General features: G+C 70.0%; 24 protein-coding genes. 12 read left to right on the forward strand and 12 right to left on the reverse strand.

Features of this window, described 5'->3' with window-relative positions; translation table 11 throughout:
- Positions 1 to 2: 2 nt before the first annotated feature.
- From VFF46_RS36980 to VFF46_RS36995, 4 genes are all read right to left on the reverse strand, one after another.
- A complete protein-coding gene (locus VFF46_RS36980) occupies positions 3 to 623 on the reverse strand; it encodes an HhH-GPD-type base excision DNA repair protein (protein ID WP_325041923.1) in 621 nt (206 codons plus the stop codon).
- 1 nt (position 624) lies between these two features.
- Positions 625 to 1,038 carry a universal stress protein gene (locus VFF46_RS36985; RefSeq protein ID WP_325041924.1) on the reverse strand — a complete coding sequence of 138 codons (414 nt, stop codon included), beginning with the start codon at positions 1,036 to 1,038 and terminating at the stop codon, positions 625 to 627.
- Positions 1,039 to 1,400: 362 nt separating this feature from the next.
- Positions 1,401 to 2,879: a glutamate--cysteine ligase gene (locus VFF46_RS36990; protein WP_325041925.1), complete on the reverse strand. Its 1,479-nt coding sequence runs from the start codon at positions 2,877 to 2,879 to the stop codon at positions 1,401 to 1,403.
- Between the two features lie 106 nt (positions 2,880 to 2,985).
- Positions 2,986 to 3,744 (reverse strand): MBL fold metallo-hydrolase, encoded by a 759-nt coding sequence (locus VFF46_RS36995; RefSeq protein ID WP_325041926.1) that lies wholly within the window; start codon positions 3,742 to 3,744, stop codon positions 2,986 to 2,988.
- Positions 3,745 to 3,780: 36 nt separating this feature from the next.
- On the opposite strand from VFF46_RS36995, the gene VFF46_RS37000 reads away from it, so the two are divergent.
- Together VFF46_RS37000 and VFF46_RS37005 are read left to right on the forward strand one after the other, a co-directional pair.
- Complete coding sequence (locus VFF46_RS37000) at positions 3,781 to 5,136, forward strand: DNA polymerase IV (protein WP_325041927.1); 1,356 nt, start codon at positions 3,781 to 3,783, stop codon at positions 5,134 to 5,136.
- Positions 5,129 to 6,061, forward strand: coding sequence for a tetratricopeptide repeat protein (locus VFF46_RS37005; RefSeq protein WP_325041928.1), 933 nt, complete (start codon positions 5,129 to 5,131; stop codon positions 6,059 to 6,061). Before VFF46_RS37000 ends, VFF46_RS37005 begins: the two co-directional genes overlap by 8 nt.
- On the opposite strand, the gene ddaH is transcribed toward VFF46_RS37005, so the two are convergent.
- From ddaH to VFF46_RS37035, 6 genes are read right to left on the reverse strand one after another with little or no spacing between them, the layout of a single operon-like run.
- The gene (gene ddaH, locus VFF46_RS37010; RefSeq protein ID WP_325041947.1) at positions 6,030 to 6,785 is read right to left on the reverse strand and encodes a dimethylargininase; all 756 of its coding nucleotides are present in this window, start codon (positions 6,783 to 6,785) and stop codon (positions 6,030 to 6,032) included. The two genes, VFF46_RS37005 and ddaH, sit on opposite strands and share 32 nt — an antisense overlap.
- A gap of 2 nt (positions 6,786 to 6,787) precedes the next feature.
- A complete protein-coding gene (locus VFF46_RS37015) occupies positions 6,788 to 7,510 on the reverse strand; it encodes an MBL fold metallo-hydrolase (protein ID WP_325041929.1) in 723 nt (240 codons plus the stop codon).
- On the reverse strand, positions 7,507 to 7,893 hold the full coding sequence (locus VFF46_RS37020) for a YccF domain-containing protein (protein ID WP_325041930.1): 387 nt from the start codon (positions 7,891 to 7,893) through the stop codon (positions 7,507 to 7,509). Before VFF46_RS37020 ends, VFF46_RS37015 begins: the two co-directional genes overlap by 4 nt.
- A complete protein-coding gene (locus VFF46_RS37025) occupies positions 7,890 to 8,744 on the reverse strand; it encodes an alpha/beta fold hydrolase (protein WP_325041931.1) in 855 nt (284 codons plus the stop codon). The genes VFF46_RS37020 and VFF46_RS37025 overlap by 4 nt, the downstream gene beginning before the upstream one ends.
- Positions 8,716 to 9,852, reverse strand: coding sequence for a saccharopine dehydrogenase family protein (locus VFF46_RS37030; protein WP_325041932.1), 1,137 nt, complete (start codon positions 9,850 to 9,852; stop codon positions 8,716 to 8,718). The genes VFF46_RS37025 and VFF46_RS37030 overlap by 29 nt, the downstream gene beginning before the upstream one ends.
- Complete coding sequence (locus tag VFF46_RS37035; RefSeq protein ID WP_325041933.1) at positions 9,849 to 10,742, reverse strand: SDR family oxidoreductase; 894 nt, start codon at positions 10,740 to 10,742, stop codon at positions 9,849 to 9,851. The genes VFF46_RS37030 and VFF46_RS37035 overlap by 4 nt, the downstream gene beginning before the upstream one ends.
- 75 nt (positions 10,743 to 10,817) lie before the next feature.
- Here VFF46_RS37035 and VFF46_RS37040 point away from each other — a divergent pair, with 75 nt between their 5' ends.
- The 5 genes from VFF46_RS37040 to VFF46_RS37060 all read left to right on the forward strand — a co-directional run bounded on the left by VFF46_RS37040 (position 10,818) and on the right by VFF46_RS37060 (position 16,074).
- A complete protein-coding gene (locus VFF46_RS37040; protein ID WP_325041934.1) occupies positions 10,818 to 11,420 on the forward strand; it encodes a TetR/AcrR family transcriptional regulator in 603 nt (200 codons plus the stop codon).
- Between the two features lie 3 nt (positions 11,421 to 11,423).
- Entirely contained in the window at positions 11,424 to 11,891 is a 468-nt protein-coding gene (locus VFF46_RS37045) for a hypothetical protein (protein ID WP_325041935.1), read from the forward strand.
- 9 nt (positions 11,892 to 11,900) lie between these two features.
- Positions 11,901 to 12,704 (forward strand): exodeoxyribonuclease III, encoded by an 804-nt coding sequence (gene xth, locus VFF46_RS37050; RefSeq protein ID WP_325041936.1) that lies wholly within the window; start codon positions 11,901 to 11,903, stop codon positions 12,702 to 12,704.
- Positions 12,705 to 12,763: 59 nt separating this feature from the next.
- Positions 12,764 to 14,845, forward strand: coding sequence for a S9 family peptidase (locus tag VFF46_RS37055; RefSeq protein ID WP_325041937.1), 2,082 nt, complete (start codon positions 12,764 to 12,766; stop codon positions 14,843 to 14,845).
- 269 nt (positions 14,846 to 15,114) lie between these two features.
- Positions 15,115 to 16,074 (forward strand): sigma-70 family RNA polymerase sigma factor, encoded by a 960-nt coding sequence (locus VFF46_RS37060; protein WP_325041938.1) that lies wholly within the window; start codon positions 15,115 to 15,117, stop codon positions 16,072 to 16,074.
- A 63-nt stretch (positions 16,075 to 16,137) separates the two neighbouring features.
- Here the strand turns inward: VFF46_RS37060 and VFF46_RS37065 are convergent, their stop codons facing one another.
- Both VFF46_RS37065 and VFF46_RS37070 read right to left on the reverse strand, forming a co-directional pair.
- Positions 16,138 to 16,860, reverse strand: coding sequence for an HAD family hydrolase (locus VFF46_RS37065; RefSeq protein ID WP_325041939.1), 723 nt, complete (start codon positions 16,858 to 16,860; stop codon positions 16,138 to 16,140).
- A 44-nt stretch (positions 16,861 to 16,904) separates the two neighbouring features.
- The gene (locus tag VFF46_RS37070) at positions 16,905 to 18,041 is read right to left on the reverse strand and encodes a CPBP family intramembrane glutamic endopeptidase (protein WP_325041940.1); all 1,137 of its coding nucleotides are present in this window, start codon (positions 18,039 to 18,041) and stop codon (positions 16,905 to 16,907) included.
- A 46-nt stretch (positions 18,042 to 18,087) separates the two neighbouring features.
- Here VFF46_RS37070 and VFF46_RS37075 point away from each other — a divergent pair, with 46 nt between their 5' ends.
- From VFF46_RS37075 to VFF46_RS37095, 5 genes are all read left to right on the forward strand, one after another.
- Complete coding sequence (locus tag VFF46_RS37075; protein ID WP_325041941.1) at positions 18,088 to 19,044, forward strand: Dyp-type peroxidase; 957 nt, start codon at positions 18,088 to 18,090, stop codon at positions 19,042 to 19,044.
- Positions 19,045 to 19,138: 94 nt separating this feature from the next.
- Entirely contained in the window at positions 19,139 to 20,701 is a 1,563-nt protein-coding gene (locus VFF46_RS37080; protein ID WP_325041942.1) for an ATP-dependent DNA ligase, read from the forward strand.
- Complete coding sequence (locus tag VFF46_RS37085; protein WP_325041943.1) at positions 20,694 to 21,362, forward strand: class I SAM-dependent methyltransferase; 669 nt, start codon at positions 20,694 to 20,696, stop codon at positions 21,360 to 21,362. Before VFF46_RS37080 ends, VFF46_RS37085 begins: the two co-directional genes overlap by 8 nt.
- A 35-nt stretch (positions 21,363 to 21,397) precedes the next feature.
- Positions 21,398 to 21,973, forward strand: a complete 576-nt coding sequence (locus VFF46_RS37090) for an O-methyltransferase (protein WP_325041944.1) — start codon at positions 21,398 to 21,400, stop codon at positions 21,971 to 21,973.
- Between the two features lie 43 nt (positions 21,974 to 22,016).
- Entirely contained in the window at positions 22,017 to 22,886 is an 870-nt protein-coding gene (locus VFF46_RS37095; RefSeq protein WP_325041945.1) for a helix-turn-helix transcriptional regulator, read from the forward strand.
- Positions 22,887 to 23,086 lie beyond the last annotated feature (200 nt).

The following is a 23,086-nucleotide window of genomic DNA, read 5'->3' on the forward strand; positions in this document are numbered from 1 at the left end:
GCTCACCCGTTACGTGTCTGCCGGAGCGGTCGCGCGACCACCGGACGGCGGACCAGTTGCTGCTCCTGCTTGAACTGCCGGACCTTCACCAGCGAGGCCACGTCGATCACGTCCGCGACCGACTTGAAGGCGCCGTCCTCGCCGTACGGCTCCGACGCCTCGCGCCAGCCGCGCGGCCGGACCTTGAGCTGTTTGCCGAGCAGCGCGACGAAGATCTTCGCCTTCTGCGCGCCGAAGCCCGGCAGGGCGGACAGCCTGGCGAGCAGGTCGTCGCCGGACTTCACGTCGGACCACAGGCCCGAGGCGTTCCCGGCGTACTGCTCGTCGAGGTGCTTGGCCAGGGTCTGGATGCGGGCCGCCATCGCGGTCGGGAACCGGTGCACGGCGGGCGGGCCGGCCACCACCTCCACGAACGCGTCCGGGTCGTAGTGCGCGACCGTGGTCGGATCGAACGGACCGAGCATCCGCTGCGCGATCGCGACCGGGCCGGCGAACGCCCGCTCCATCGGAATCTGCTGGTCGAGCAGCATGCCCACCAGCAGGGCGAACGGATCTCTGCTCAACATCTCGTCGGCGTCGGGTTGCTGGGCCAGGCACAGCTTCCTGCTGCGTGTCGAAGTCACCTCAGTCCTCCCCTTCGTCGGCCTTCACGGCCAGCACCGGACACGGCGCGTCGAGCAGCACCCGCTGCGCGTTGCTGCCGAGGATGAGCTTGCCGACCGGAGACCGGCGCCGCAGCCCGATCACGATGAACTCCGCGTGCACCTGCTCGGCGACGGCCACCAGGTCCTCCGCCGGGTCCAGGCCACGGACCAGCTGCCGCACCTCGTACGGCACACCGGTCGAGTCGAGCTGCTCCCGTACTTCCGTCAGCGCCGCGTCGCTTGCCGCGGCCTCGTCGCTGTCGTAGCTGCGCCCGCCCCGATGCGAGTTCACCACCACCAGCTTGGCGTCCCGCAGCGTCGCTTCCTCCGCTGCTCGCCGAAGGGCCGCACGGCCTTCCGCCTTCGGCACATAACCCACGACGATGGTCGTCATCGCCCTGCCTCACCTCCGGGTGTGTGTCGACCCGTCTCGAACGATACTGCTCCCGACCCCGGTCGGCATCCGCTGCATTTGCACCTGTTGTGTCGCACCGGTGACGGAGGGCTTCCGGTGCCCGACTACTACCCGCCGCGGGCCTGCCTAACCTTCCGGTGGCCACACCTTTGCAGGGCTGTCACCGAAAGCGCCACCCCTGTAGTCCGGGTCGTTATCGAACTCGTCCCGTTCAGGCCTCGAGAAGTGCCACCGGACGCCGTACGGGACGCCGTTGCCTACGGCAAGAGCGGCCGGGTTCCGCCAGGAGGACCGGGGTTCCGGGCAGGCTTGTCCCACGTTGTCCGGGATTCCTAACCGGTTCAGTCCACGGGCCATTCGTGCACGGGCGTGTTGTCGTGCATGTGGTCGCGGTACCGGCGTAACATCCCGCGCAATGCGTCCCGGCGACCGTGGGAGCCCTGTGTATACAGGCGATGGAAGACGTCGGCCTGCCACGACGCACCGTTACGGTTCGTGAGGCAACGCTGCTCGACGATGCCGAGCAACCGGTCCCGGACCGCCACGTCGACGCCCCACGCGTCGAGACCGCGAACCGCCAACGGCAGCAGGCGTCTGAGCACCAGCTCGGTCGCGCGCGCCGTACCGACGCCCGGCCAGAACACCTCGGCGTCGATCCCGTTGCGGGCCGCGTTGTGGAAGTTCTCCTCGGCCGCGCTGAACGACATCTGTGACCAGATCGGCCGCTCGTCGTCGGCCAGTGCCCGGACCAGGCCGAAGTAGAAGGCGCCGTTGGCAATCGTGTCGACCACCGTCGGGCCGGCCGGCAGCACCCGGTTCTCCACCCGCAGGTGCGGCTTCTCCCGGACAACGTCGTACACCGGGCGGTTCCAGCGGTAGATCGTCCCGTTGTGCAGCCGCAACTCCGAAAGAGCTGGTGTGTCGCCGCGGTCCAGGACCGCGATCGGATCCTCCTCGGAGGTGACCGGAAGCAGCGCCGGGTAGTACCGCGAGTTCTCCTCGAAGAGGTCGAAGATCGAGGTGATCCAGCGTTCGCCGAACCACACCCGCGGGCGCACGCCCTGGGTCTTCAGTTCGTGGGTCCGGGTGTCGGCGGCCTGCTCGAACAACGCGATCCGGGTCTCCCGGAGCAGCTCCTTGCCGAACAGGAACGGCGAGTTCGCGCCGACCGCGAGCTGGACGCCGGAGATCGCCTGGGCGGCGTTCCAGTACCGCGGGAACGCCTCTGGTGTCACCTGCAGGTGGAACTGGGTCGACGTACAGGCGGCCTCCGGGACGATGCTGTCCGCGGTCACCTGGAGGCGTTCGACACCGTCGATGGAGATCTGCACGTCCTCGCCGCGGGCGGCGAAGATCTGGTCGTTGAGCAGCGCGTACCGCGGGTTGGTGCTGAGCGCGTCCCGGCGGATGTGCTCGGTCAGCAGCGTCGGCAGGATGCCGACGATCACCATCGACGAACCGGTCCGGGCCGCTTTGTCCTCGGCGGCGTTCAGGCTGTCGCGGATGTTCGACTCCATGGTGTCCAGCCCGAGTCCGTCGATCTGCCCGGGCGGCACGTTGATCTCGATGTTGAACTGGCCGAGCTCGGTCTGGAACGCGTCGTCCTCGATCGCGCTCAGCACCTCGGCGTTCTTCATCGCCGGGTCGCAGTGGTCGTCGACCAGGTTCAGTTCGATCTCGATCCCGGTCATCGGACGGTCCGGCGCGAACCGGTTCTCCCGCAGCATCCGCGCGAAGGCGTCGAGATTGCGGTGCACCTGCTCCCGGAACGCGGTCCGGTCCGCCCGGGTGAACTCGACCCGGTCGACTTCCTCACCCATCAGCGCCTCCCGTGGTGGCTGCCCGGTGACAGCGGCTACTGCGGTTACAGCATGGCCTCAGTGTGCCTGAAGGTGCCCGCCCGCGCGCTGTTCAATCGAGTCGTGGTCAGACCGGGAACACGATGAAGTCGTCGCGCTCGATCCGCACCGGCTGCTCCCCCGCGTCCGCCAGCACGCCGACCAGCTCGGCCAGCACCGATGGACCCAGCTGCAGCACGTGCTCGCCGGGATGCCGGTCGGCGCCCATCGCGTAGTCCTTGCCCGGTGTGGCGGTCATCTCGATGTGCGCGCCCAGTACCCATTCCACAGGATTGCCCGCGGCAACGAACTCCCCGAGCCGAGCGACGCTCTCGCGGTACGCCGGCCAGTCCTTCACGTACAGGCGTCCGGGGTACAGCGTGTCCCCGGTCAGCAGCAGCCGGGTGTTCCGGTCGTACAAGGCGATGTCCGCGCCCTGGTGCCCCGGGATCGGGATCACGTCGACGACCCGCTCCCCGAGGTCGATCGCGCCCGTGCCGCGCGGCCAGTCGATCCGGAAGTACTCGGCAACCTCTTCGGCGGTCCGTCCGACGACCCGGTCGAATCCCCCGTCGCCACCAACATGATCTCCGTGCCCATGACTGTGAGCGACGATCAGTTCGCGATCGCCCCGCAGGCTGTGGATCAGGCCGGGGAGACCCGGCTCGCCGGTACCGGTGTCGAGGAGCAGCGCACGGGTGGTGCCGAGGAGGAGGTAGAGGAACGGCCCTTCGAAGTTCGTGCGGAGGGACTGGCGGATGATCGCGGTGCGGTCGTCGTACCAGTGCACCTGGTGAGCGGGGCTGGACCGGTCGGTGCCGTCGTCCCAGCGGTCGGGGAAGCTCATGCGGGAATTGTCGGTGACACCAGCGACAATTGCCCAGTGCGTAATGATCCGTCGGTGCTGCACGTCGACCTGGACGCGTTCTTCGCGGCGGTCGAGCAGCGGGACAAGCCGTCGCTGCGGGGCAAGCCCGTGGTGGTCGGCGGGATCGGCCTGCGCGGAGTCGTGTCCACGGCGTCGTACGAGGCGCGGCGGTACGGCGTCCGGTCCGCGATGTCGACGGCGGAGGCCCGCTCGCGCTGCCCGCACGCGGCGTACCTCGGTCCGCGCTTCGAGGTGTACCGGGAGACCAGCCGGGCGGTGATGGCCGAGATGCGGGCGCTGTCGCCATTGGTCGAGCCGCTGTCGGTGGACGAGGCGTTCGTCGACCTGTCCGCGAGCGGGCTCACCGGGCTGACCGTGGACGACGTACGGGCGATCGCCGACGATCTGAAGGCCGCGATCCGCAAGGTCAGCGGCGGGCTGACCGCGTCGGTCGGCGCGGGCACCTCCAAGCTGATCGCGAAGATCGCCAGCGACCTCGACAAACCCGACGGCGTGGTCGTCGTCCCCGCCGGGACCGAGGCAGAGTTCCTGGCACCGATGCAGGTCACGGTGATCCCCGGCGTCGGGCCCGCGACCGCGCAGCGGCTCAGCATGGCCGGCGTCCGGACCGTCGCCGACCTGCAGCAGCTCGACGAGGACGAGCTGATCCGCCAGGTCGGTTCGGCGCACGGCACCAGCCTGCACCGGCTCGCGATCGCGGCCGACGACCGTCCGGTGGTCAGCGACCGGGAGACGAAGTCGGTCAGCGTCGAGGACACGTTCGAGACCGACATCATCGACCGCGCGCTGCTCACCGCGATCAGCGACCGGATGGCGCACCGCGTCGCCGAGCGGCTGCAGAAGGCGCAGCTCTCCGGCCGGACCGTCACGGTCAAGACCCGGATGCACGACTTCACCACGCACACCCGCTCCTCGACGCTGGCCGGGCCGACCGACGACGGGCGGGTGATCACCCGGGTGGCCCGCCGGCTGCTCGAGGAGAGCGACATCGGCGGCGGCATCCGCTTGCTCGGTGTAGGCGTCTCGTCACTGGCCGATTGGATCCAGGACGACCTGTTCACCGAGGAGGAGCACGCGGCCAATCCGGTCGACGTGGTCGAATTCCCGTCCCGGCCGCGTGATCAGCGCGGGTTCCACCCAGGGCAGGACGTCGAGCACCCCGACCACGGCCGCGGCTGGGTGTGGGGTTCCGGCCTGGGCCGGGTGACCGTCCGGTTCGAGACCGCGGACACGCCGCCGGGCCCGGTCCGGACGTTCTCGGTGGACGACCCGGCGCTCAGCAAGGTGCAGCTCACCGGTGCGGATGCAGACGGCGGACCCGAAACCGACCACAATGGGTCAGGTGACTGACGAGCGGCGGGGTGTGTACCCGTTCTGCGCGCCGTGTACCGCGGCGTCGGAGGCCTGGGGTGCGGCCGAGCTGACAGGCCCGATGGGCGGCCGGTTCTACGGCCACCACGACGTCTGCGAGAACTGCGGGTCCTCGGTGCGGACCCTCTACAACACGGTGCTGTGGGTGCCGGTGTCGAAGGCCGGGCGGTACCGGATCATCCCGACCGGCGGCCGTTCGTACGTCGCCCGCCGGGTGATCGAGCAGCCGCAGCCACCCGTCGTACGGCGGGATCCGGTGGTCGTCGCGCATCCCGAGCTCGACGCGACCCCGGAGTACCGGCTGGCCGAGGCGTGCTGGGCCGAGAGCGAGCCCGGGCAGGCGCTGCCGCACTATCAGGCGGCGCTGGCCGAGCGGGAGCAGGTGCTGGCCGCCGACGACCCGGCGACGTTGCGGGTCCGGCTGCGGGTCGCGCAGGGGTTGCTCGCGACCGCGAACTACGGGCGCGCGATCGCGTGGTTCGAGCTGATCAGGCCGCAGCTGGTCGCGGTGTTCGGGCCGCATCACGAGCTGACCCGGGCGGCGACCGAGGCGGTCACCGGCGCGCGGCTGATGGTCGGCGGTCCACGTTCGGAGGCGCTGCTGCTGACCGACATTGTTGCCGCTGACATCCATCGGCTGACCGCTACGGACCCGCAGCTGGTGCGCGACCGGGCCGCGCTGGGGAAGGCGTTGCTGGCGTGCGGCGACATCTCGGACGCGATGGAGGCGCTGATCCAGGTGATGCGGGACGCCGTACCGGGTCATCCCGACACTGCCGTCTATCGTGCGGCGCTGACGGAGGCGTGCGAGGTGGCCGAGGCGCGCGGGAAGAAGCGCGACGTCCAGCTGGCCGGGGCGGCGCGGCAGTTGCTCAGCCGCGCAGACGCACCGACAAGCACGTGACGCACCCCTCCAGCTTCTCGAACTCGCTGATGTCCACGACGACCGGCGTGTAACCAAGACTCACGAACAGCTCTGCCGACCGCGGCGCCGACGCAGCCATCAACAGTCGCTCGTCATCGAGCAGTACGACGTGCGCGCCCGCCTCCTCAGGCACCGCCCGAAACCTCTCGAACGCTCCCGGATCGTCGACGAGCGGCTCGTACCCGATCACGGTCCCGTCCGGCAGCGCCGTCACGGCAGACTTCAGATGCAACACCTTCCGCACCGGAACCGGCCGTACGTCGGCGGTACTCAGGGCTGCCCGGAGTTGCTCGATACCGGCGGCGTTGGTCCGCCCGCCCTGGCCGACGTAGATGGTCGAGCCGAGCTTGAGGACGTCGCCGCCGTCGAGAGTGCCCGGGGCGGTGATCGGTACGACGCGGTAGCCCTGGGCGGCGACGGTCTCCGCGGCGGCCGGTGCTTCGGCCCGGCGTTCGTCGGCGCCGGCGCGGGCGATCACGGCGACGTCGCCGTACACGACCATCGTGTCCTCGACGAACACCCCGTCCGGGCACTCGTCGACCGGCGGCACCTCCACCGTGGTCCAGCCGGCGGCGTGCAGCGCGTCGACGTACCCGTGCCACTGCCGCACCGCGAGCTCAACATCCACCGGCTGCCGCTCGATATGCGTGACCAGCCCCTCGGCCAGCCGCGGACTCGGTCGTCGGATCAACGCTCTCTGCATACTCACAGCACCAGTCTGAGGCCTTCGTCCGCCGCGATCACTTCCCCGTCGAACACGGCTTCTGCCTCGCGTACGGAGATCGACCGGTCCGAGCCGGGCCAGAAGTGCGTCAGGAGCAAGCGGCTTGCGCCGTGGGCACCGTGGGCTGCCTCAGCGGCGGTCATCAGATAGCTGTCGGACGCGTCGCCTTGGAGAGTGGCGTCCGAGATGACCAGGTCGGTCCCTTCGGCGAGCCTTCGCAGGTCGGGTGACGGTCCGCTGTCGCCGGTGTAGGCAACGGAAACGCCGGGCGCCGACAGCCGGACTCCGAGATTCGTCTTGTAGTGCGGGAGTTCCACCGTCAGTACGTCGAACGGCCCGATGCGCGTGGTCGACGCCAACTCGTGCACCGCGAAGACGGTCGCCGGATCCGGGCTCGGTTCGATGGCCCGCAACACCTCCAGCGTCCCGGGCGTGCAGTGCAGCGGAATGGGCGGCGCGTCCGGAGTCTCGTAGTACCGGACTCTGGCCAGCGCGCTCACGTCGACGCAGTGGTCCGGGTGCTGGTGCGTCACCACGACCGCGTCGACCTCACCGTGAGGGCAGTGCTCGAGCAGGCGCGGGAGCGCGGCGTACCCGAGATCCAGCACCACGCGGAAGCCGTCGTACTCCAGGAGGAACCCGGCGCACGCGCGACCCGGCTCCGGCCACGCCCCGCAGGAGCCGAGGACGGTCAGTGACCTCACGCGAACGGGCGATCGCTCGGCACGATCTCCTTGCCGAGCGGCAGCAGCGAGACCGGGATCAGCTTGAAGTTCGCGATGCCGAGCGGGATGCCGATCACGGTCAGGCAGAGGGCGATCCCGGTGGTCAAGTGGCCGAGCGCCAGCCACCAGCCGGCAAAGACGATCCAGATCAGGTTGCCGATCAGCGCGCCCGGGCCCGCGGTGGGCTTGTCGACCACGGTCCGGCCGAACGGCCACAGGGTGAACCCGGCGATCCGGAACGCCGCGATGCCGAACGGGATCGTGACGATCAGCACGCAGCAGATGATGCCGGCGACCGCGTAGCCGACCGCCAGCCAGAACCCGGCCAGCACCAGCCAGATCAGGTTGAGAAGCGTCTTCATGCCTCCCAGCGTGCCACCTGACGGGTGTGTTCCCGGACGAGTCCGGCCACAAGTCGGGGATCGTTCCGGGGCATCCAGTGGCCACCCCTGACCACCTTGACGGTGAGGTTCGGGGCCCAGCGTGCGATGTCGGTCTGCAGCGGGGTGGTGACGAACGGATCTTCGTCGGGTGACACGGCGAGGACCGGTATGTCGATACACCGGGGTGCTGGTCGGCGCAGGCGCGGCAGGACGTTGGCGCGGTACAGCTTCATGCCGTTGAGGTAGTCGCTGAGCGCGCGATCGTCGTCCGCGGGCTGCTTTTCCAGACGGTTGAAGGCGCGCTGCGCCCAGCCCTTTCGCCAGGCGAGCTCGGGGAGCCATGGGAGGTGGAAGTAGAAGATGTACCAGGAGTGCAGCAGTTGTTTGATTGCTGCGCGGTCGCGACGGCGGATGAAGTACCCGGCGTGATCCAGCGAGGGCCCGGAAATGGAGGTGAAGGATGCGATGCGGTTCTGCAGTTCAGGGTCGGTGACGAAGTGCCACGCCTGGATCGATCCCCAGTCGTGCGCGAGCACATGCACCGCCCGCCCGGCTTCGGCACGGGCCAGGACTGCCTGGAAATCTTCTTGTAAGCGGTTCAAGGAATAGGCGGACGTGCTGCTTGGGTGGTCGGATGCGCCGGCTCCGCGTACGTCGTACGTCACGACCTCGAACTCGTCCGCGAGCAACGCGGCCACCTCACCCCACAGGGCGGCGTTGTCCGGATACCCGTGCACACAAAGGAGAACCGGCGCACCGGGGTTGGCGTAGGTGTAGACGGCGAGCCGCGTGCCGTCGGCGCTAGTAGCTGTCGACTTCGAGGGTGGCAAAGGTCATCCCCGCTCTCACCAGGCGATCGCGCAGGGCCGGGCCCGTCGCGGCGGCTGTCGTGGTCTGGCCCGCGGTTTCCGGGAGGTCGTCGAGCGCCAGGCACAGCATGCTCTCCCCCAGCATCTTGGCGGTCTCGTCGTACCCGGGATCACGACCCGCGACCTCGGTGACGACCTGCTTCCCGCCGCCGCGGCCGATGAAGCGCACGTTGAACCACGAACGCGCACGGGTCTCCGCGCTCGGCCCGTCACCGGGCTGCAGGCGCTTCAGCAGCGCGTTACGCACCGGCGGCACCTGTGCGCCGGCAACCAGCAGCCCGACACCACCGATGCCTGCGGCAACAGTCGGCAGCCGCTTCAGCGCGGCGTAGTGCGAGTACCGGAAGTCCGGCCCGTACCGCTCCAGCAGCCGCGCCGAGAACCCGACGATCTGCGGATCGATCGTCGGCAACGGCACCGCCCAGAACCCTTGCTGACGGTGGATCCGGCCCGGCACCGCCCGCGCCTTCCGCCCTTGCGGCCGACCCTCGGCGGCGCGCCGGGCGCGATGGGCCTCCAGGTTCTGCTTCGGTCGCGAGAACGCGGTGATCGCGGTGTGAAACGTCCCACCCGACGGCCGCCCACCGGCCCGCAGCAGCCCGTCGACCTGGATCGGTACGTTCTCCGGCAGCTGCTCGACGGTGAACTGCACCCCGAGGTCGTACGGGATCGAGTCGAACCCGCATGCGTGCACGATCCGCGCACCGGTCTGTGTCGCACGCTCGTGGTACCGCACGTACATCCGGTCCAGGAACTCCGGCTCGCCGGTCAGATCGAGGTACCCGGTCCCGGCCTCCGCGCAGGCCGCGACCAGCGGCTCGCCGTACTGCACGTACGGACCGACCGTGGTGGCGACCACCTTCGTCGACTCGGCCAGCTCGCGCAGCGACCGCGGATCGGTGACATCGGCGTACAGGACGTCCCGCCCGAATCGCTCCAGCTTCGACTTGTTGCGTCCGGCAACGGCCCAGCGGAAGCCCTCCGGCGCGTTCTTCTCCAGGTACTCCGCGGTCAGCGCGCCGGTGAAACCGGACGCACCCAGCAGTACGGCGTCGTACGCGCGGCTCATCGTCCCGCGGCCTTCTCCGCGTCGGCCAGGCCGCCCGCACCCGTCGGGCGCGACGACGCCTCGGCGCCGCGGGCCTGGACGTCGGCGAGCGCGGCCGCGTCCGCCTTCGGGACACTGAACCGCGAACCGGCCTCGATGAGGTGCGGCAGCACCCAGCGAACCACCTTCAGCGCGCCGATCCAGCCGGGCACGTGCACGGTCCGCGAGCGCTTCGTGATCCCTTCGACGAACTTGCCGACCGCGAAGTCCAGCGGGTACGTCCTGCTCACCATCGGGATCCCGGTCCGGACCTTCCCGAACACCGGGTGCGTGTCGACACCGCGCACCATGTCGGTGTCCACGAACGTCATGTGCGCGACCCCGACCCGGACGCCGAGGTGCTTGAGCTCCGGGCGCAGCGTGTCGCCCATCGCCTCGACGCCGGCCTTCGCCACGTTGTACGACGCCAGCCCCGGGATGTGCACGATCGCGGCCAGCGACGACACCAGCAGCAGGTACCCCTTGCTCTCCAGCAGGTACGGCAGCGTCAGGTGGACGGTCCGCCAGACGCCCAGCAGGTTCACGTCGATGACCCGCTCCCACGCCTTCGGGTCCATGCTCCGGGTGAAGCCCGGCGCGGCGATCCCGGCGTTCGCCATCACCACGTCGATCCGACCGTACCGCTCGGCGATCCCCTCGACGGCGGCCTGCAGCGAGTCCACGTCGGTGACGTCGGCCTCCCACCAGCCGGCGTCCGGGCCGCAGTCCTCCGCGACCTTCTTCAGCTCGTCCGGCTCGAGGCCGACCAGGGCGAGCTTGGCGCCGTCCTGCGCGAGCTTCCGGGCGACCGCGGCGCCGATCCCCCGGGAGGCTCCGGTGACGAGCACGACTTGACCGGCCAACGGACGCATCGGGAACCTCCAGCTTGTTGAGTGGATACTCAACAGTAAGTGCTTGTTGAGCAAATACTCAATAGACTGCGCGGTATGAGCCAGACCTCACGCCTGCGACCCGATCAGCGGCGCGCGCAGATCCTCGAGGCCGCCCGCCGGGTGCTGCTGGCGGATCCGCACCGGGAGCTCACCGTCGAGCTGGCCGCCGCCGAGGCAGGCGTCTCCCCCGCGCTGCTGTTCCACTACTTCGGCTCGAAGAAGAAGTTCCAGTACGCCGTCATCGAGGAGGCCGCCGCCGAGGTGATGCTGCGGACCGCGCCGGATCCGTCGCTGCCGCCGCACGAGCAGCTCCGGTCCGGCATCCGGGCGTTCGTCCGTGCCGTCCTGGAGGCCCCGCAGCTGTACCGCGCGACGCTGCTGATGTCCGCGGCCGGCGACCCGGAGATCCGGGCGCTGCACTCCGACCTGCGACGGGTCTTCGGCCAGTGGGTGGTCGGCGCGGTCGCCCAGCGTGGCATCGAGGTCACCCCCGTCGTCGAGCTCGCCTGTCACGGCTGGCAGGGTTACGTCGAACAGACCCTGCTGGCCTGGATCGACGACCCGACCGTCTCGCCGGAGGCTCTCGAGCAGCTGTGCGAACGGTCGCTGGACGCCATCCTCTCGACCACCTCGCCTCTCGACGACCTTAATGAGTGACTGATGAACAAGTTTTTCCTGATCGTCCACCTCCTCGCCGCGATCCTCACAGTCGGACCGATCACGGTCGCGGCCAGCATGTTCCCGCCGATCGCCCGCAAGCTGCTCGCCGCCGACGCCCCGTCGGAGGCGGGCGGCCTGCAGATCCTGCACCGGATCACCACCGTGTACGCGTGGGCGAGCCTCGTCGTGCCGCTGTTCGGGTTCGCGCTCGCGGGCAGCATGCACGTGATGGGTGAGGCGTGGCTGATCATCTCGATCGTGCTGACGCTGGCCGCCGCGCTGGTCCTGGCGTACCTGGTCGTGCCGGCGCAGTCCGCCGTACTCGCGGCTGCCGGCGGTACCGCGGAGGAGCGCGGCGCCGTACTGCCGAAGGCCAAGCTGCTGTCGATGACGTCCGGGATCTTCGCGCTGCTCTGGCTGGTCGTCTTCGTGCTGATGGTGCTCAAGCCGGGCCACCACAACGGGTAGGGTTTCGCCGTGCTGACGGTTGCCACGGTGAACGTGAACGGGATCAGGGCCGCCTTCCGGCGCGGGATGGGGCCCTGGCTGCAGGACGTCGACCCGGACTTGCTGCTGATGCAGGAAGTTCGTGCGCCCGACGACGTACTGCGGGATCTGCTCGGCGGCGACTGGAACCTCGCGCACGCCGAGCCGGCGATCGACGGGCACAAGGGCCGCGCCGGTGTCGCGGTCGCGACCCGGCGGCCGATCAAGGGCGAGCGTGGCGAGCTCGGCCCGGAGCGGTTCGACGGCACCGGGCGCTGGGTCGAGGCGGACGTGGTGCTCGACGACGGGTCGACCCTGACGGCGATCAGTACGTACGTCTTCACCGGGGAGTTCGAGACGCCGCCGCGGCAGGAGGAGAAGTACGCGTTCCTGGACGCGATCACCGCGCGGCTGACCGAACTGCGCGCCGACGGCCGGCACGTGCTGATGTGCGGCGACCTCAACATCGCGCACCGCGAGGAAGACCTGAAGGCGTGGAAGGCGAACCGCAAGAAGAGCGGCTTCCTGCCGGAGGAACGCGCCTGGCTGGACCGCCTGTTCGCGGCAGGCTGGGTCGACCTCGGCCGCAGGTTCGGCGGCGACGGCCCCGGCCCGTACTCCTGGTGGTCCTGGCGCGGCAAGGCGTTCGACAACGACGCCGGCTGGCGCATCGACTACCAGATCGCCTCCCCCGCCCTCGCCGACCTCGCCAGAAACTGCGTCGTCCACCGCGCCCCCACCTACGCCGAACGCTGGAGCGACCACGCCCCGGTCGTCGCGACGTACGGCGTCTGAGCGCTGCGCGCCCTCCCGCGGGCGGACCCTTTGTCCGAGCGTCCGGGTAGTCTCGCGGCATGGTTGAGAACTCTCCTGCGGCGCCGCCTGTTGCGGCGCGGAAGCCGGTTCGGCGGACGCACCACGGTGACACGTTCGTCGACGAGTACGAGTGGTTGCGGGACAAGGACGACGACGAGGTGCTCGGGTACCTGCGGGCCGAGAACGCGTACACCGAGGCGCGCACCGCGCACCAGGAATCGTTGCGCGAGGCAATCTTCAAGGAGATCTCGGACCGCACGCTACAGACCGACCTGAGCGTGCCCGCCCGGCGCGGCGGCTACTGGTACTACTCGCGCACGATCGAGGGCCGGCAGTACGCGCTGCACTGCCGGGTCAAGGCCGACGGCGACCAGCCGCCCGCGACCGACGGCGAGATCGCCGGCGAAGAGGTGATGCTGGACGGCAACGCGGTGGCGGGCGACTCCGAGTTCTTCTCGCTCGGCACCGTCGACGTCTCCCCCGACGGCCGGCTGCTCGCGTACTCCGTGGACGTCAAGGGCGACGAACGGTTCACCCTGCGGATCAAGGACCTGGGCACCGGCGAGCTGCTGCCGGACGAGCTGCCCGACGTTCACTACGGCTCCGCCTGGTCCGCCGACGGGTCGACGCTGTTCTACACGAAGGTCGACGACGCCTGGCGCCCGTACCAGGTCTGGCGGCACACCCTCGGTACGACGGACGACGTCCTGGTGATGGAGGAGCCGGACGAGCGGTTCTGGGTCGGCGTCGACCTGACCCGCAACGAGCAGGCGATCATGATCGCGCTCGGCAGCAAGCTGACCAGCGAGGTCTGGCTGCTCGACGCGCACGACCCGGCCGGCGAGCCCGTCGTCGTGGCGTCCCGCCGTGAAGGCGTCGAGTACGACGTGGAGCACGCGGGCGACCAGCTGCTGATCACGCACAACGCCGACGCCGCGAACTTCTCCCTCGCCTCCGCGCCGCTCGACTCCCCCGGAGACTGGACGACGCTGATCGAGGGCGACGAGACCAGCCGGCTGCTCGGCGCGGACGCGTTCGCCGACCACGTGATCCTGTACCGGCGCCGCGACGCCCTCACCGAGCTGGCGATCATGCGGCGGACCGGCGACAGCTTCGGCGCCCCCGAGGCGCTGGAGTTCGACGAGCCGATCTACACGGTCTCGCCGGGCCGCAACGACGAGTGGCACGACACCCGGTACCGGTTCGGCTACACGTCCCTCGTGACGCCCGGTTCGACGTACGACGTGGACGTGGCGACGGGCGAGCGCCGACTGCTGAAGCAGCAGCCCGTGCTCGGTGGCGTCGACCTGAGCGACTACACGCAGTACCGCGAGTGGGCGACCGCGGCGGACGGGACCAAGGTGCCGATCTCGATGGTCGCCCGCAAGGACGTCGCGAAGGACGGGAACGCGCCGGTCGTGCTGTACGGGTACGGCTCGTACGAGAGCTCGATGGACCCGTGGTTCTCGATCCCGCGGCTGTCGCTGCTGGACCGCGGCGTGGTGTTCGCGATCGCGCACGTCCGCGGCGGCGGCGAGCTCGGCCGGCACTGGTACGACGACGGCAAGATGCTCACCAAGCGGAACACGTTCACCGACTTCGTCGCCGCCGCCGAGCACCTGGTGCACGCCGGCTGGACCAGGCCGGAACGGATCGTCGCGCAGGGCGGCAGCGCCGGCGGCCTGCTGATGGGCGCGGTCGCGAACCTGGCCCCGGAGGCGTTCGCCGGAATCGTCGCGGAGGTCCCGTTCGTGGACGCGCTGACCACGATTCTGGACCCGTCGCTGCCGTTGACGGTGATCGAGTGGGAGGAATGGGGCAATCCGCTCGCGGACCCCGAGGTGTACGCGTACATGAAGTCCTACTCGCCGTACGAAAACGTCACCGCGCAGCACTATCCCGCCATCCTGGCGATCACCAGCCTGAACGACACCCGCGTGCTGTACGTCGAGCCGGCGAAGTGGGTGGCGAAACTCCGGGCCACCGCGACCGGTGATTCCGAGGTGCTGCTGAAGACCGAGATGGAGGCCGGCCACGGCGGCCGCAGCGGGCGGTACGACGCCTGGCGCGAGGTCGCGTTCTCGCTCGCCTGGGAACTCGACACCCTCGGCCTGAGCTGAATCCCGGACGCAAAGACCGGCGAAAAGCGGGAATTTCCGCCCTCGGACGTGTGTTGTGCAACACATCCGGGGGCGGATTTCTGCGTGGTTTCTCAGGATCCTCGCGGAGTGTCGTGCGGAATATCCCCACCAGGCCTTGGGACACCGGTTTCCGGCGCGGATTCGGTGCCGGGAACTCTCAGGGAACCTTCAGGGTGTTTACACACTGGTACCGGAATCTTGAACCCTACTCGAGCGTTGCTCTCCATGTAACGACGAAGGGAGTTTCGGTGGCTCGCATGACTCGTGTCCGGTCCACGGACGACGGTATCGACGGCAAGGACAGCGTAGGTCTCTACCTGGAAGAGATCGCGCGTACTCCGCTGCTGACGGCTGAGGAAGAGGTCGAGCTCGCTGAGACGGTCGAGGCAGGACTCCTGGCGGAGCAACTGCTGGCCGAGGGGCGGGTTGGACGGAAGAAGGGCGGAGCGCCCAAATATGCGTCGGAGGAAGAGCTGGAGTGGCTGGCCGAAGAGGGCCGGCGCGCACAGCAGCGGTTCGTGACCGCGAACCTCCGGCTCGTGGTGTCGATCGCGCGCCGCTACGGGCGGTCCCAGATGCCGCTGCTGGACCTGGTCCAGGAGGGGAACACGGGGCTGATCCGGGCGGTGGAGAAGTTCGACTACCGGAAGGGATTTAAGTTCTCGACGTACGCGACCTGGTGGGTGCGGCAGGCCATCACCCGCGGTATCGCGCAGCAGGCTCGGGTGGTCCGGCTGCCGGTGCACGTGGTGGAGCAGCTGAACCAGATCGGGTCCGCTCGGCGCACGCTGGAGCGCAAGCTCGGGCGTGAGCCGGAGATCGACGAGATCGCGGCGGAGCTGGGCCTGGACGAGGAGCGGGTCACCGAACTGATCCGCATCGGCCGGGACCACATCAGCCTGAACAGCCCGGTCGACGACGAGGGTGAGACCTCGCTGGGTGACCTGATCGCGGCCGAGACCGCGCCGGGTCCGGACCAGCTGGTCGCCGACGCGTCGGACCGCTCGGGCCTGTTCAGCCTGGTCGACCAGCTCGACCCGCGGTCCGCGGACGTGATCCGGCGGCGGTACGGTCTGCACGACGGCCGCCAGGCCAAGCTGGCCGACATCGGCGCCGTGCACGGCATTTCGGCGGAGCGGGTGCGCCAGATCGAGCGCGAGGCGTTGGGCCGCCTCCGCCTGCTGGCAGATCCGACTCTGGCCGCGTAGTACCCCACCCCGAAACCCCTCAGGACCCCCGGGCCACGATCTGGCCCGGGGGTCCTTTCGGTGTCAGGCGGCGCCCTCGCCGGCGTTCCAGGACTCGATCAGGGCCGGCAGCTCGGACAGCTGCTGGACGGTCGCGTCCGGCGTACCCTCCGTGTGGCCGATCTGCTCGACCGGGATCGCGCTGTGCGGCAGGTGCGCCGCGCGCATGCCCACGTTCTGCGCGCCCCAGACGTCGTCGAAGAGCCGGTCGCCGACGAACAGGCACCGCGACGGGTCGGACACCCCGACCGCCCGCATCGCCGCCAGGAACGCCTCCGGGTGCGGCTTGGTGTGCGGGATCTCGCTGGTGTAGACCGCGCCGTCGAACAGCTCCAGCACGCCGTCCCGCGCGAAGATCTCCTCGTGCCGCCGCCGCGGCCAGATCGTGTTCGACAGCACGCCGAGCTTCAGCCCGGCGGCCCGGAGCGCGCGCAGCGTCTCGATCGCGTCCGGTGCGAGGACCGTGTGCGGGTCCCACTGGCGCTCGTACTCCGCGAGGCCGTCCGGGGTCATCACGACCTCGGCCAGCATGCACACCTCCTCGAACGTGCTGCTCCGATGCTCGTCGCGGGACCGCCGCCAGACGGAGCCCTCGGCCGCGACCAGCCGGGCCGCCAGTTCGTCGGCGTTCGCCTGGTCGAGCACGGTGGTCACCGCCCGCCAGGTGTCGTGCAGGGAGATGTCGTGCCAGGTTGCCAGCGTGCCGCCCCAGTCGAACAGGACGGCCTCGATCTTCACGTTCGTCACCCGGCAAAGCCTGCCAGAGCCGGCCGACAGTTATCGCATGCTTTTCAGCTCAGCCGGCCGACCTGGCGGCGCCGCGCCAGCCAGGTGACGGCGTACGCGTAGGCGCCGAGGCAGATCACGTCGGAGGCGAGCAGCGTCCACGGCGCGCCGCCCTGCTGGTTCCACTGGTCGCCGTGACCCATTGCCAACGGCAACAAGAACGCGAACAGGTTGTTCATCGCGTGCAGCGCGATCCCGGACTCCAGTCCCCCGGTGCGCACCGCCAGCCAGCCGACCGTGGTCGCGAACAGGAACACGTCCGCCATCGCCCAGCCCGTGTACCCGTGCGCCGACACGAACGCGGCCGCACCGAGCACGATCCCGGGCCACGGCGACCGGAACAGCCGCCGCAGCCACGGCGCCCTGCCCTCCGCGCTGTCCGGCCCGTACGCCCCGACCGCCTGGATCACCCAGCCGCGGAACACGAACTCCTCCGCCGCCGACTGGAACGGTACGAGCACCAGGATCAGCAACGCCGGTACGACGAACGCGCCGAGGCCGATCCACGCGCCACCCTCGTCGCCGATCGCGTCTTGCGGCGGGAACACCGCGTCGACGAACAGACCCATCAGGTACGACAGGGCGACGTACCCCAACGCCGGCAGGCAGCACCAGAGCAGCCAGCTCCAGCGGACCTTGTTCAGCACCGAGGCGACGCTCCAGAACGGGCGCCGCTGGACCAGCCACGCAGCCAGGCCGACGAGCGGCGTCAGGACCGCCAGCAGCACCAGCTGGAACGCCAGGTTCTCGGTCGCGCTCGGGAAGATGTCCGTGCCCGCCGGGGTCGCGAACGGGCCCACCAACACCCTGTGCAGGACCGCCCACGCGACGACCACGAACGTCATCACGAGGAACGCCGTCCCGACGAGCAGCAGCGTGCCGAGCACCGGTCGCCACCAGGTGTGCTTCGGCGTCCGCGCCAGCCGGTGGTACGGCGTACCGGGGGGAGCCGGGACGATCCGCGGCTCACGGTAGCCGTACGGCAGGCCGGGCTGCCCGTACGGCTGAGCGTATGGCCGGCCGTACGGGTGAGCGTACGGCTGTGGGTATGGCTGCTGGTACGGCCCCGGCGGTGGCAAGGGGTGCCCCGGCTGGGAGTATGGGCCCGGTTGCGGAGACGGCCCGGGCTGATGCGGGTCCATGACTGGACTCTAGAAGATCGGGCCAACTGGACGGAGGGAGAACACGGTGGTCACGGAACCGGATCGGGAGACGGACGCGCTGCCGCAGTCCGTACTGATGCCGCTGAGCGGGTCGGCCATCTTCCTCGTGGTGCGGATCGAGCCGGGTGGCGAGGACCGCGCCCGCGACCTGCTGGAGCGCCTCAGCGGCCTGGTGCGCTCGGTCGGGTTCCGCGTGCCGGACGGCAACCTGTCGTGCGTCACCGGTATCGGGTCGGACGCCTGGGACCGGCTGTTCGGCGGTCCGCGGCCCGCCGAGCTGCACCCGTTCGTCGAGCTGCAGGGCCGGACGCACCACGCGCCGTCGACGCCCGGCGACCTGCTCTTCCACATCCGGGCCGCCCACCAGGACCAGTGCTTCGAGCTCGCCGCGCAGATCATGACCGTGCTCGACGGCGCCGCCACGGTCGTCGACGAGGTGCACGGCTTCAAGTACTTCGAGATGCGCGACCTGCTCGGCTTCGTCGACGGCACCGAGAACCCGACCGGCAACGAGGCCCGCGACGCCGTGCTGGTCGGCGACGAGGACCGGGACTTCCGCGGCGGCAGCTACGTGATCGTGCAGAAGTACCTGCACGACCTGAAGGCGTGGAACTCGCTGACCGTCGAGCAGCAGGAGCTCGCGGTCGGCCGGAGCAAGCTCGACGACATCGAGATGGACGACGCGAAGAAGCCCGGCAACGCGCACATCGTGCTGAACGTGGTCGAGGACGACGACGGCAACGAGCTGCAGATCCTGCGCGACAACATGCCGTTCGGCACCATCGGCACGCAGGAGTTCGGGACCTACTTCATCGGCTACGCGAAGACGCCTTCGGTCACCGAGCTGATGCTGCGGCGGATGTTCATCGGGGTCCCCGAGGGCAACCACGACCGGCTGCTGGACTTCTCCACCGCGGTCACCGGCGGCCTGTTCTTCACGCCACCGGCGGAGTTCCTGGACGACCTTCCGCCGGCGCCCTGAGGGTTCACTCGCCGACCAGCGGCGCGTCGAGGTCGTCGTCCCAGGTCGGCCAACTGTTCTGCGGACTGTCGGTGGGTCGAGGGACACTTGGGGCATGTTGCTGATCAGGCTGGTCGAGACCTCCGCGGCGCTGGCCGGCACCCGGTCGCGGCTGCAGAAGGCCGGGTTCATCGCCGGGTTGCTGTCCGAGGCCACCGATCCGGCCGAGATCGGGATCGTCGTGACGTACCTGTCCGGCGAGCTGCGGCAACGGCGTACCGGGGTGGGGTGGCGGACGCTGATGGACGCGCCGGCGCCGGCCGCGGAGCCTTCGCTGACCGTGACCGAGGTGGACCAGGCGTTCGCGGAGCTGGCCGAGATGTCGGGGGCCGGGGTGCAGGCCCGGCGCCGGGCCGCGGTCGACGCGTTGTTCGGGCGGGCTACGGAGGACGAGCAGCAGTTCCTCCGGTTGCTGGTCGGCGGCGAGCTGCGGCAGGGCGCGCTGGACGGCGTGATGGCCGACGCGGTCGCGCGGGCGACGGGCATTCCGCTGGACAAGATCCGGGCCGCGACGATGCTGCGTGGCGCGACGGCTCCGGTCGCGGTCGCCGTACTGACCGGGGGCGAGGCGGGGCTCGCGCAGTTCGGGCTCGAGGTCGGGCGTGGGGTGCAGCCGATGCTCGCGCAGTCGGCGACCACGGTCGCGGAGGCCTTGGAGAAGACCGGTACGCCGGCGGCGCTGGAGTGGAAGCTCGACGGCATCCGGATCCAGGTGCATCGCGACGGCGACCGCGTGGTCGTCTACACGCGGACACTGGACGACATCACGGCACGGGTGCCTGAGGTCGTGACGGCCGTGCTCGCGCTGGACGCGCAGCAGGTGGTGCTGGACGGTGAGCTGATCGCGCTGCGGGGCGACGGGCGGCCGGAGCCGTTCCAGGTCACCGGGTCGCGGACGGCGACGCGTGCCGCGACGGGGCCGGAGAGCGTGCCGCTCACGCCGTACTTCTTCGACATCCTGCACCTGGACGGCCAGGATCTGCTCGGGCTGGACGGTGCGACCCGGCACCAGTGGCTCGCGAAGCTGCTGCCGGAGGAGCGCCGGATCCCACGGCTGGTGACGTCCGACGCGGAGGCGGGCCAGGCGTTCTTCGACGACGCCGTACGGCGGGGACACGAGGGCGTCGTGGTGAAGTCGCTGACGGTTCCGTACGAGGCCGGCCGGCGTGGGTCGGGATGGGTGAAGGTCAAGCAGACGTTCACCCTTGACCTGCTGGTGCTGGCCGCGGAGTGGGGGCACGGGCGGCGGAAGGGCTGGCTGTCGAACCTGCATCTCGCGGCGCGCGACGAGACCACCGGCGAGTTCGTGATGCTCGGGAAGACGTTCAAGGGTCTGACCGACGAGCTGTTGCGCTGGCAGACCGAGCGGTTCCAGGAGCTCGCCGTACGGCAGGACGACTGGGTCGTGTACATCCGGCCCGAGGTGGTGGTGGAGATCGCGTTCGACGGGGTGCAGACCTCGCCGCGGTACCCGGCCGGGATGGCGCTGCGGTTCGCCCGGGTGATCCGGTATCGCGAGGACAAACGCCCGGCCGACGTCGACACCGTGCAGACCGTACGGTCGATCCACACCGGACCTGAACCTGTAGTTGAGCTCGAGGAGAGCGTCGATGACTGAAGACCCCGAGGTCGTGACCCGGCGGATCGCCCGCGCGTCGCTGGAGAACGACGACCCCACCGGCTGGTTCGAGAACCTGTACGCCGCCGCGGCCGACGGCGAGGCGATCGTGCCGTGGGACCGCGGTACGGCGCATCAGCTGCTCGCGGACTGGATCGCCGAGTCCGCGCCGGACGGCACCGGCAAGACCGCGGTGGTGGTCGGCGCCGGCACCGGCTGGGACGCCGAACTGATCGTCGACCGCGGCTACGACACGACCGCCTTCGACATCTCCCCCAGCGCGATCGAGACCGCCCACCGCAACCACCCGGCCTCGAGGGCGCACTACGTGGTCGCCGACCTCCTCAACCCACCCGCGGACTGGCACCAGGCGTTCGACCTGGTCGTCGAGATCTACACCGTCCAGGCCCTCCCCATCCCCCTCCAGCCCGACGCCATCACCCACGTCACCGACCTGGTCGCCCCCGGCGGCACCCTCCTGGTCATCGCCGCCGCCCGCCCCGACGACGACACCACCCCTCAAGGCCCACCCTGGCCCCTCACCCGCACCACCATCCAGTCCTTCACCCGCCCCGACCTCCACCTCATCCAACTGGACCAAGCCCCCAGCCCCACCGACCCCACCATCCTCCGCTGGCGCGCCGAGTACCTCCGCGACTGATGCCCGAGCCGCGGCCCGCAGAGCACAATGGCGCCTTGCCCGGGCTAGTGCTTCGGGCGGAGCTGGCTGCCGCCGAGGTCGGGATGCCGCTGCGGCGTACCGGAACCGGCCCGTCGTGCTGCCTACCCGACGCCGGCCGATTCCTGGCCATGCTGGCGGCCGGCTGCACCGGTGGAACGATCGGCGAGTCCGGGACGGGAGTCGGGTACGGCGCGGCGTGGATCGCCTCGGCGATGCCGGCCGACTGCCGTCTCGTCACCGTCGAGTCAGACGAGACGCGAGTCGCCGCGGCACGGCGCGTGTTCGCGGACGAGCCGCGGGTCGAGGTCATCCACGGCGATGCCGCCGTGGAGCTGATCAGCCATGCACCGTTCGATCTCCTGTTCGCGGACGGGGGGCGCCAGCCTCCGGACATCGTCGAACTGCTACGCGTCGGCGGCCGGCTGGTGTGCGACGACGTCACCCCGATGGAACTGCTGCCGGCGGATTCACCGTTCCGGCTGAGCGACCCCAAGCGCGAGTTCTTCTTCCGCAACCCACGGCTGGTGGCGACCGAGGTCGTACTGCCCGACCGGCGGAACTCACTCCTGGTCGGCACTCGAACAGTTTGAATCCGATGGGAACACTTGTTCGAAAATGATGTAGAGTTGGGGCATGGCGGGGCGAAGTGTGGTGGGGCCTACTGCGCTGCGGATGTTGCTCGGGACGCATCTGCGGGAGTTGCGTGAGCGGGCCGGTGTCACGCGGACCGATGCGGGGTGGGCGATCCGGGCCTCGGAGTCGAAGATCAGCCGGCTGGAGCTGGGGCGGGTCGGGTTCAAGGAGCGGGACGTCTCGGACCTGTTGACGCTGTACGGCGTACAGGACGCGAGGGAGCGGGACCGGTTGCTGGAGCTGGCGCGGGAGGCGAACGATCCGGGCTGGTGGCAGCGGTACGGCGATGTCACGCCGGAGTGGTTCGATGCGTATCTGGGGCTGGAGGCGACGGCGGAGCTGATCCGGACGTACGAGATCCAGTACGTTCCGGGCCTGCTGCAGACCGAGGAGTACACGCGGGCGGTCTTGCAGCTCGACCCGAGCGGCAACCGGCCCGACGCCGAGACCGAGCGGGTCGTCGCGCTCCGGACCCGGCGGCAACGCGTGCTCGACCGTGAGCCGCCGTTGCGCTTGTGGGCGGTGATCGAGGAGTCCGTCCTGCGCCGGCCGATCGGTGGCGTCGACGTCCTGCGCCGCCAACTCGTCGCGCTCCGCGAGGCAATCACCCGGGCGAACGTCACCGTCCAGATCGTCCCACTGGAGAACGCCGGCCACCCCGCCACCGCGGGCGCCTTCACCCTGCTCCGGTTCCCGCAGCGCGATCTGCCCGACATCGTGTACGTCGAGCACCTGACCAGCGCGCTCTACCTCGACAAACGCGACGACGTCGAGGCCTACACCCAGGCGCTGGAACTGCTCGCCTCCACCAGTCCCCCACCGCAAAAGACCGACGAGGCGCTCATCCGGCTGATCGACCGCCTACCCTGACCCCCGCTGCCCTACCTCCCGCTCCCCCACCTCGACCTTCCCGCGTGCCGCGCCGCTTGCCTTCCCACTTGCCGCGCCACTTGCCGCGCCACTTGCCGCGCCTATGCCCGCCCGCTGGCCGGCCGTGCTGCTCTTCCCACGGTCGTGGCGTCTACCCTGCGGCGCATCAGCATCGTCGCGCCGTCCGCAATCTCCTGGGT

The sequence above is a fragment of the Kribbella sp. genome (assembly GCF_035655035.1).
Lineage (GTDB): Bacteria > Actinomycetota > Actinomycetes > Propionibacteriales > Kribbellaceae > Kribbella.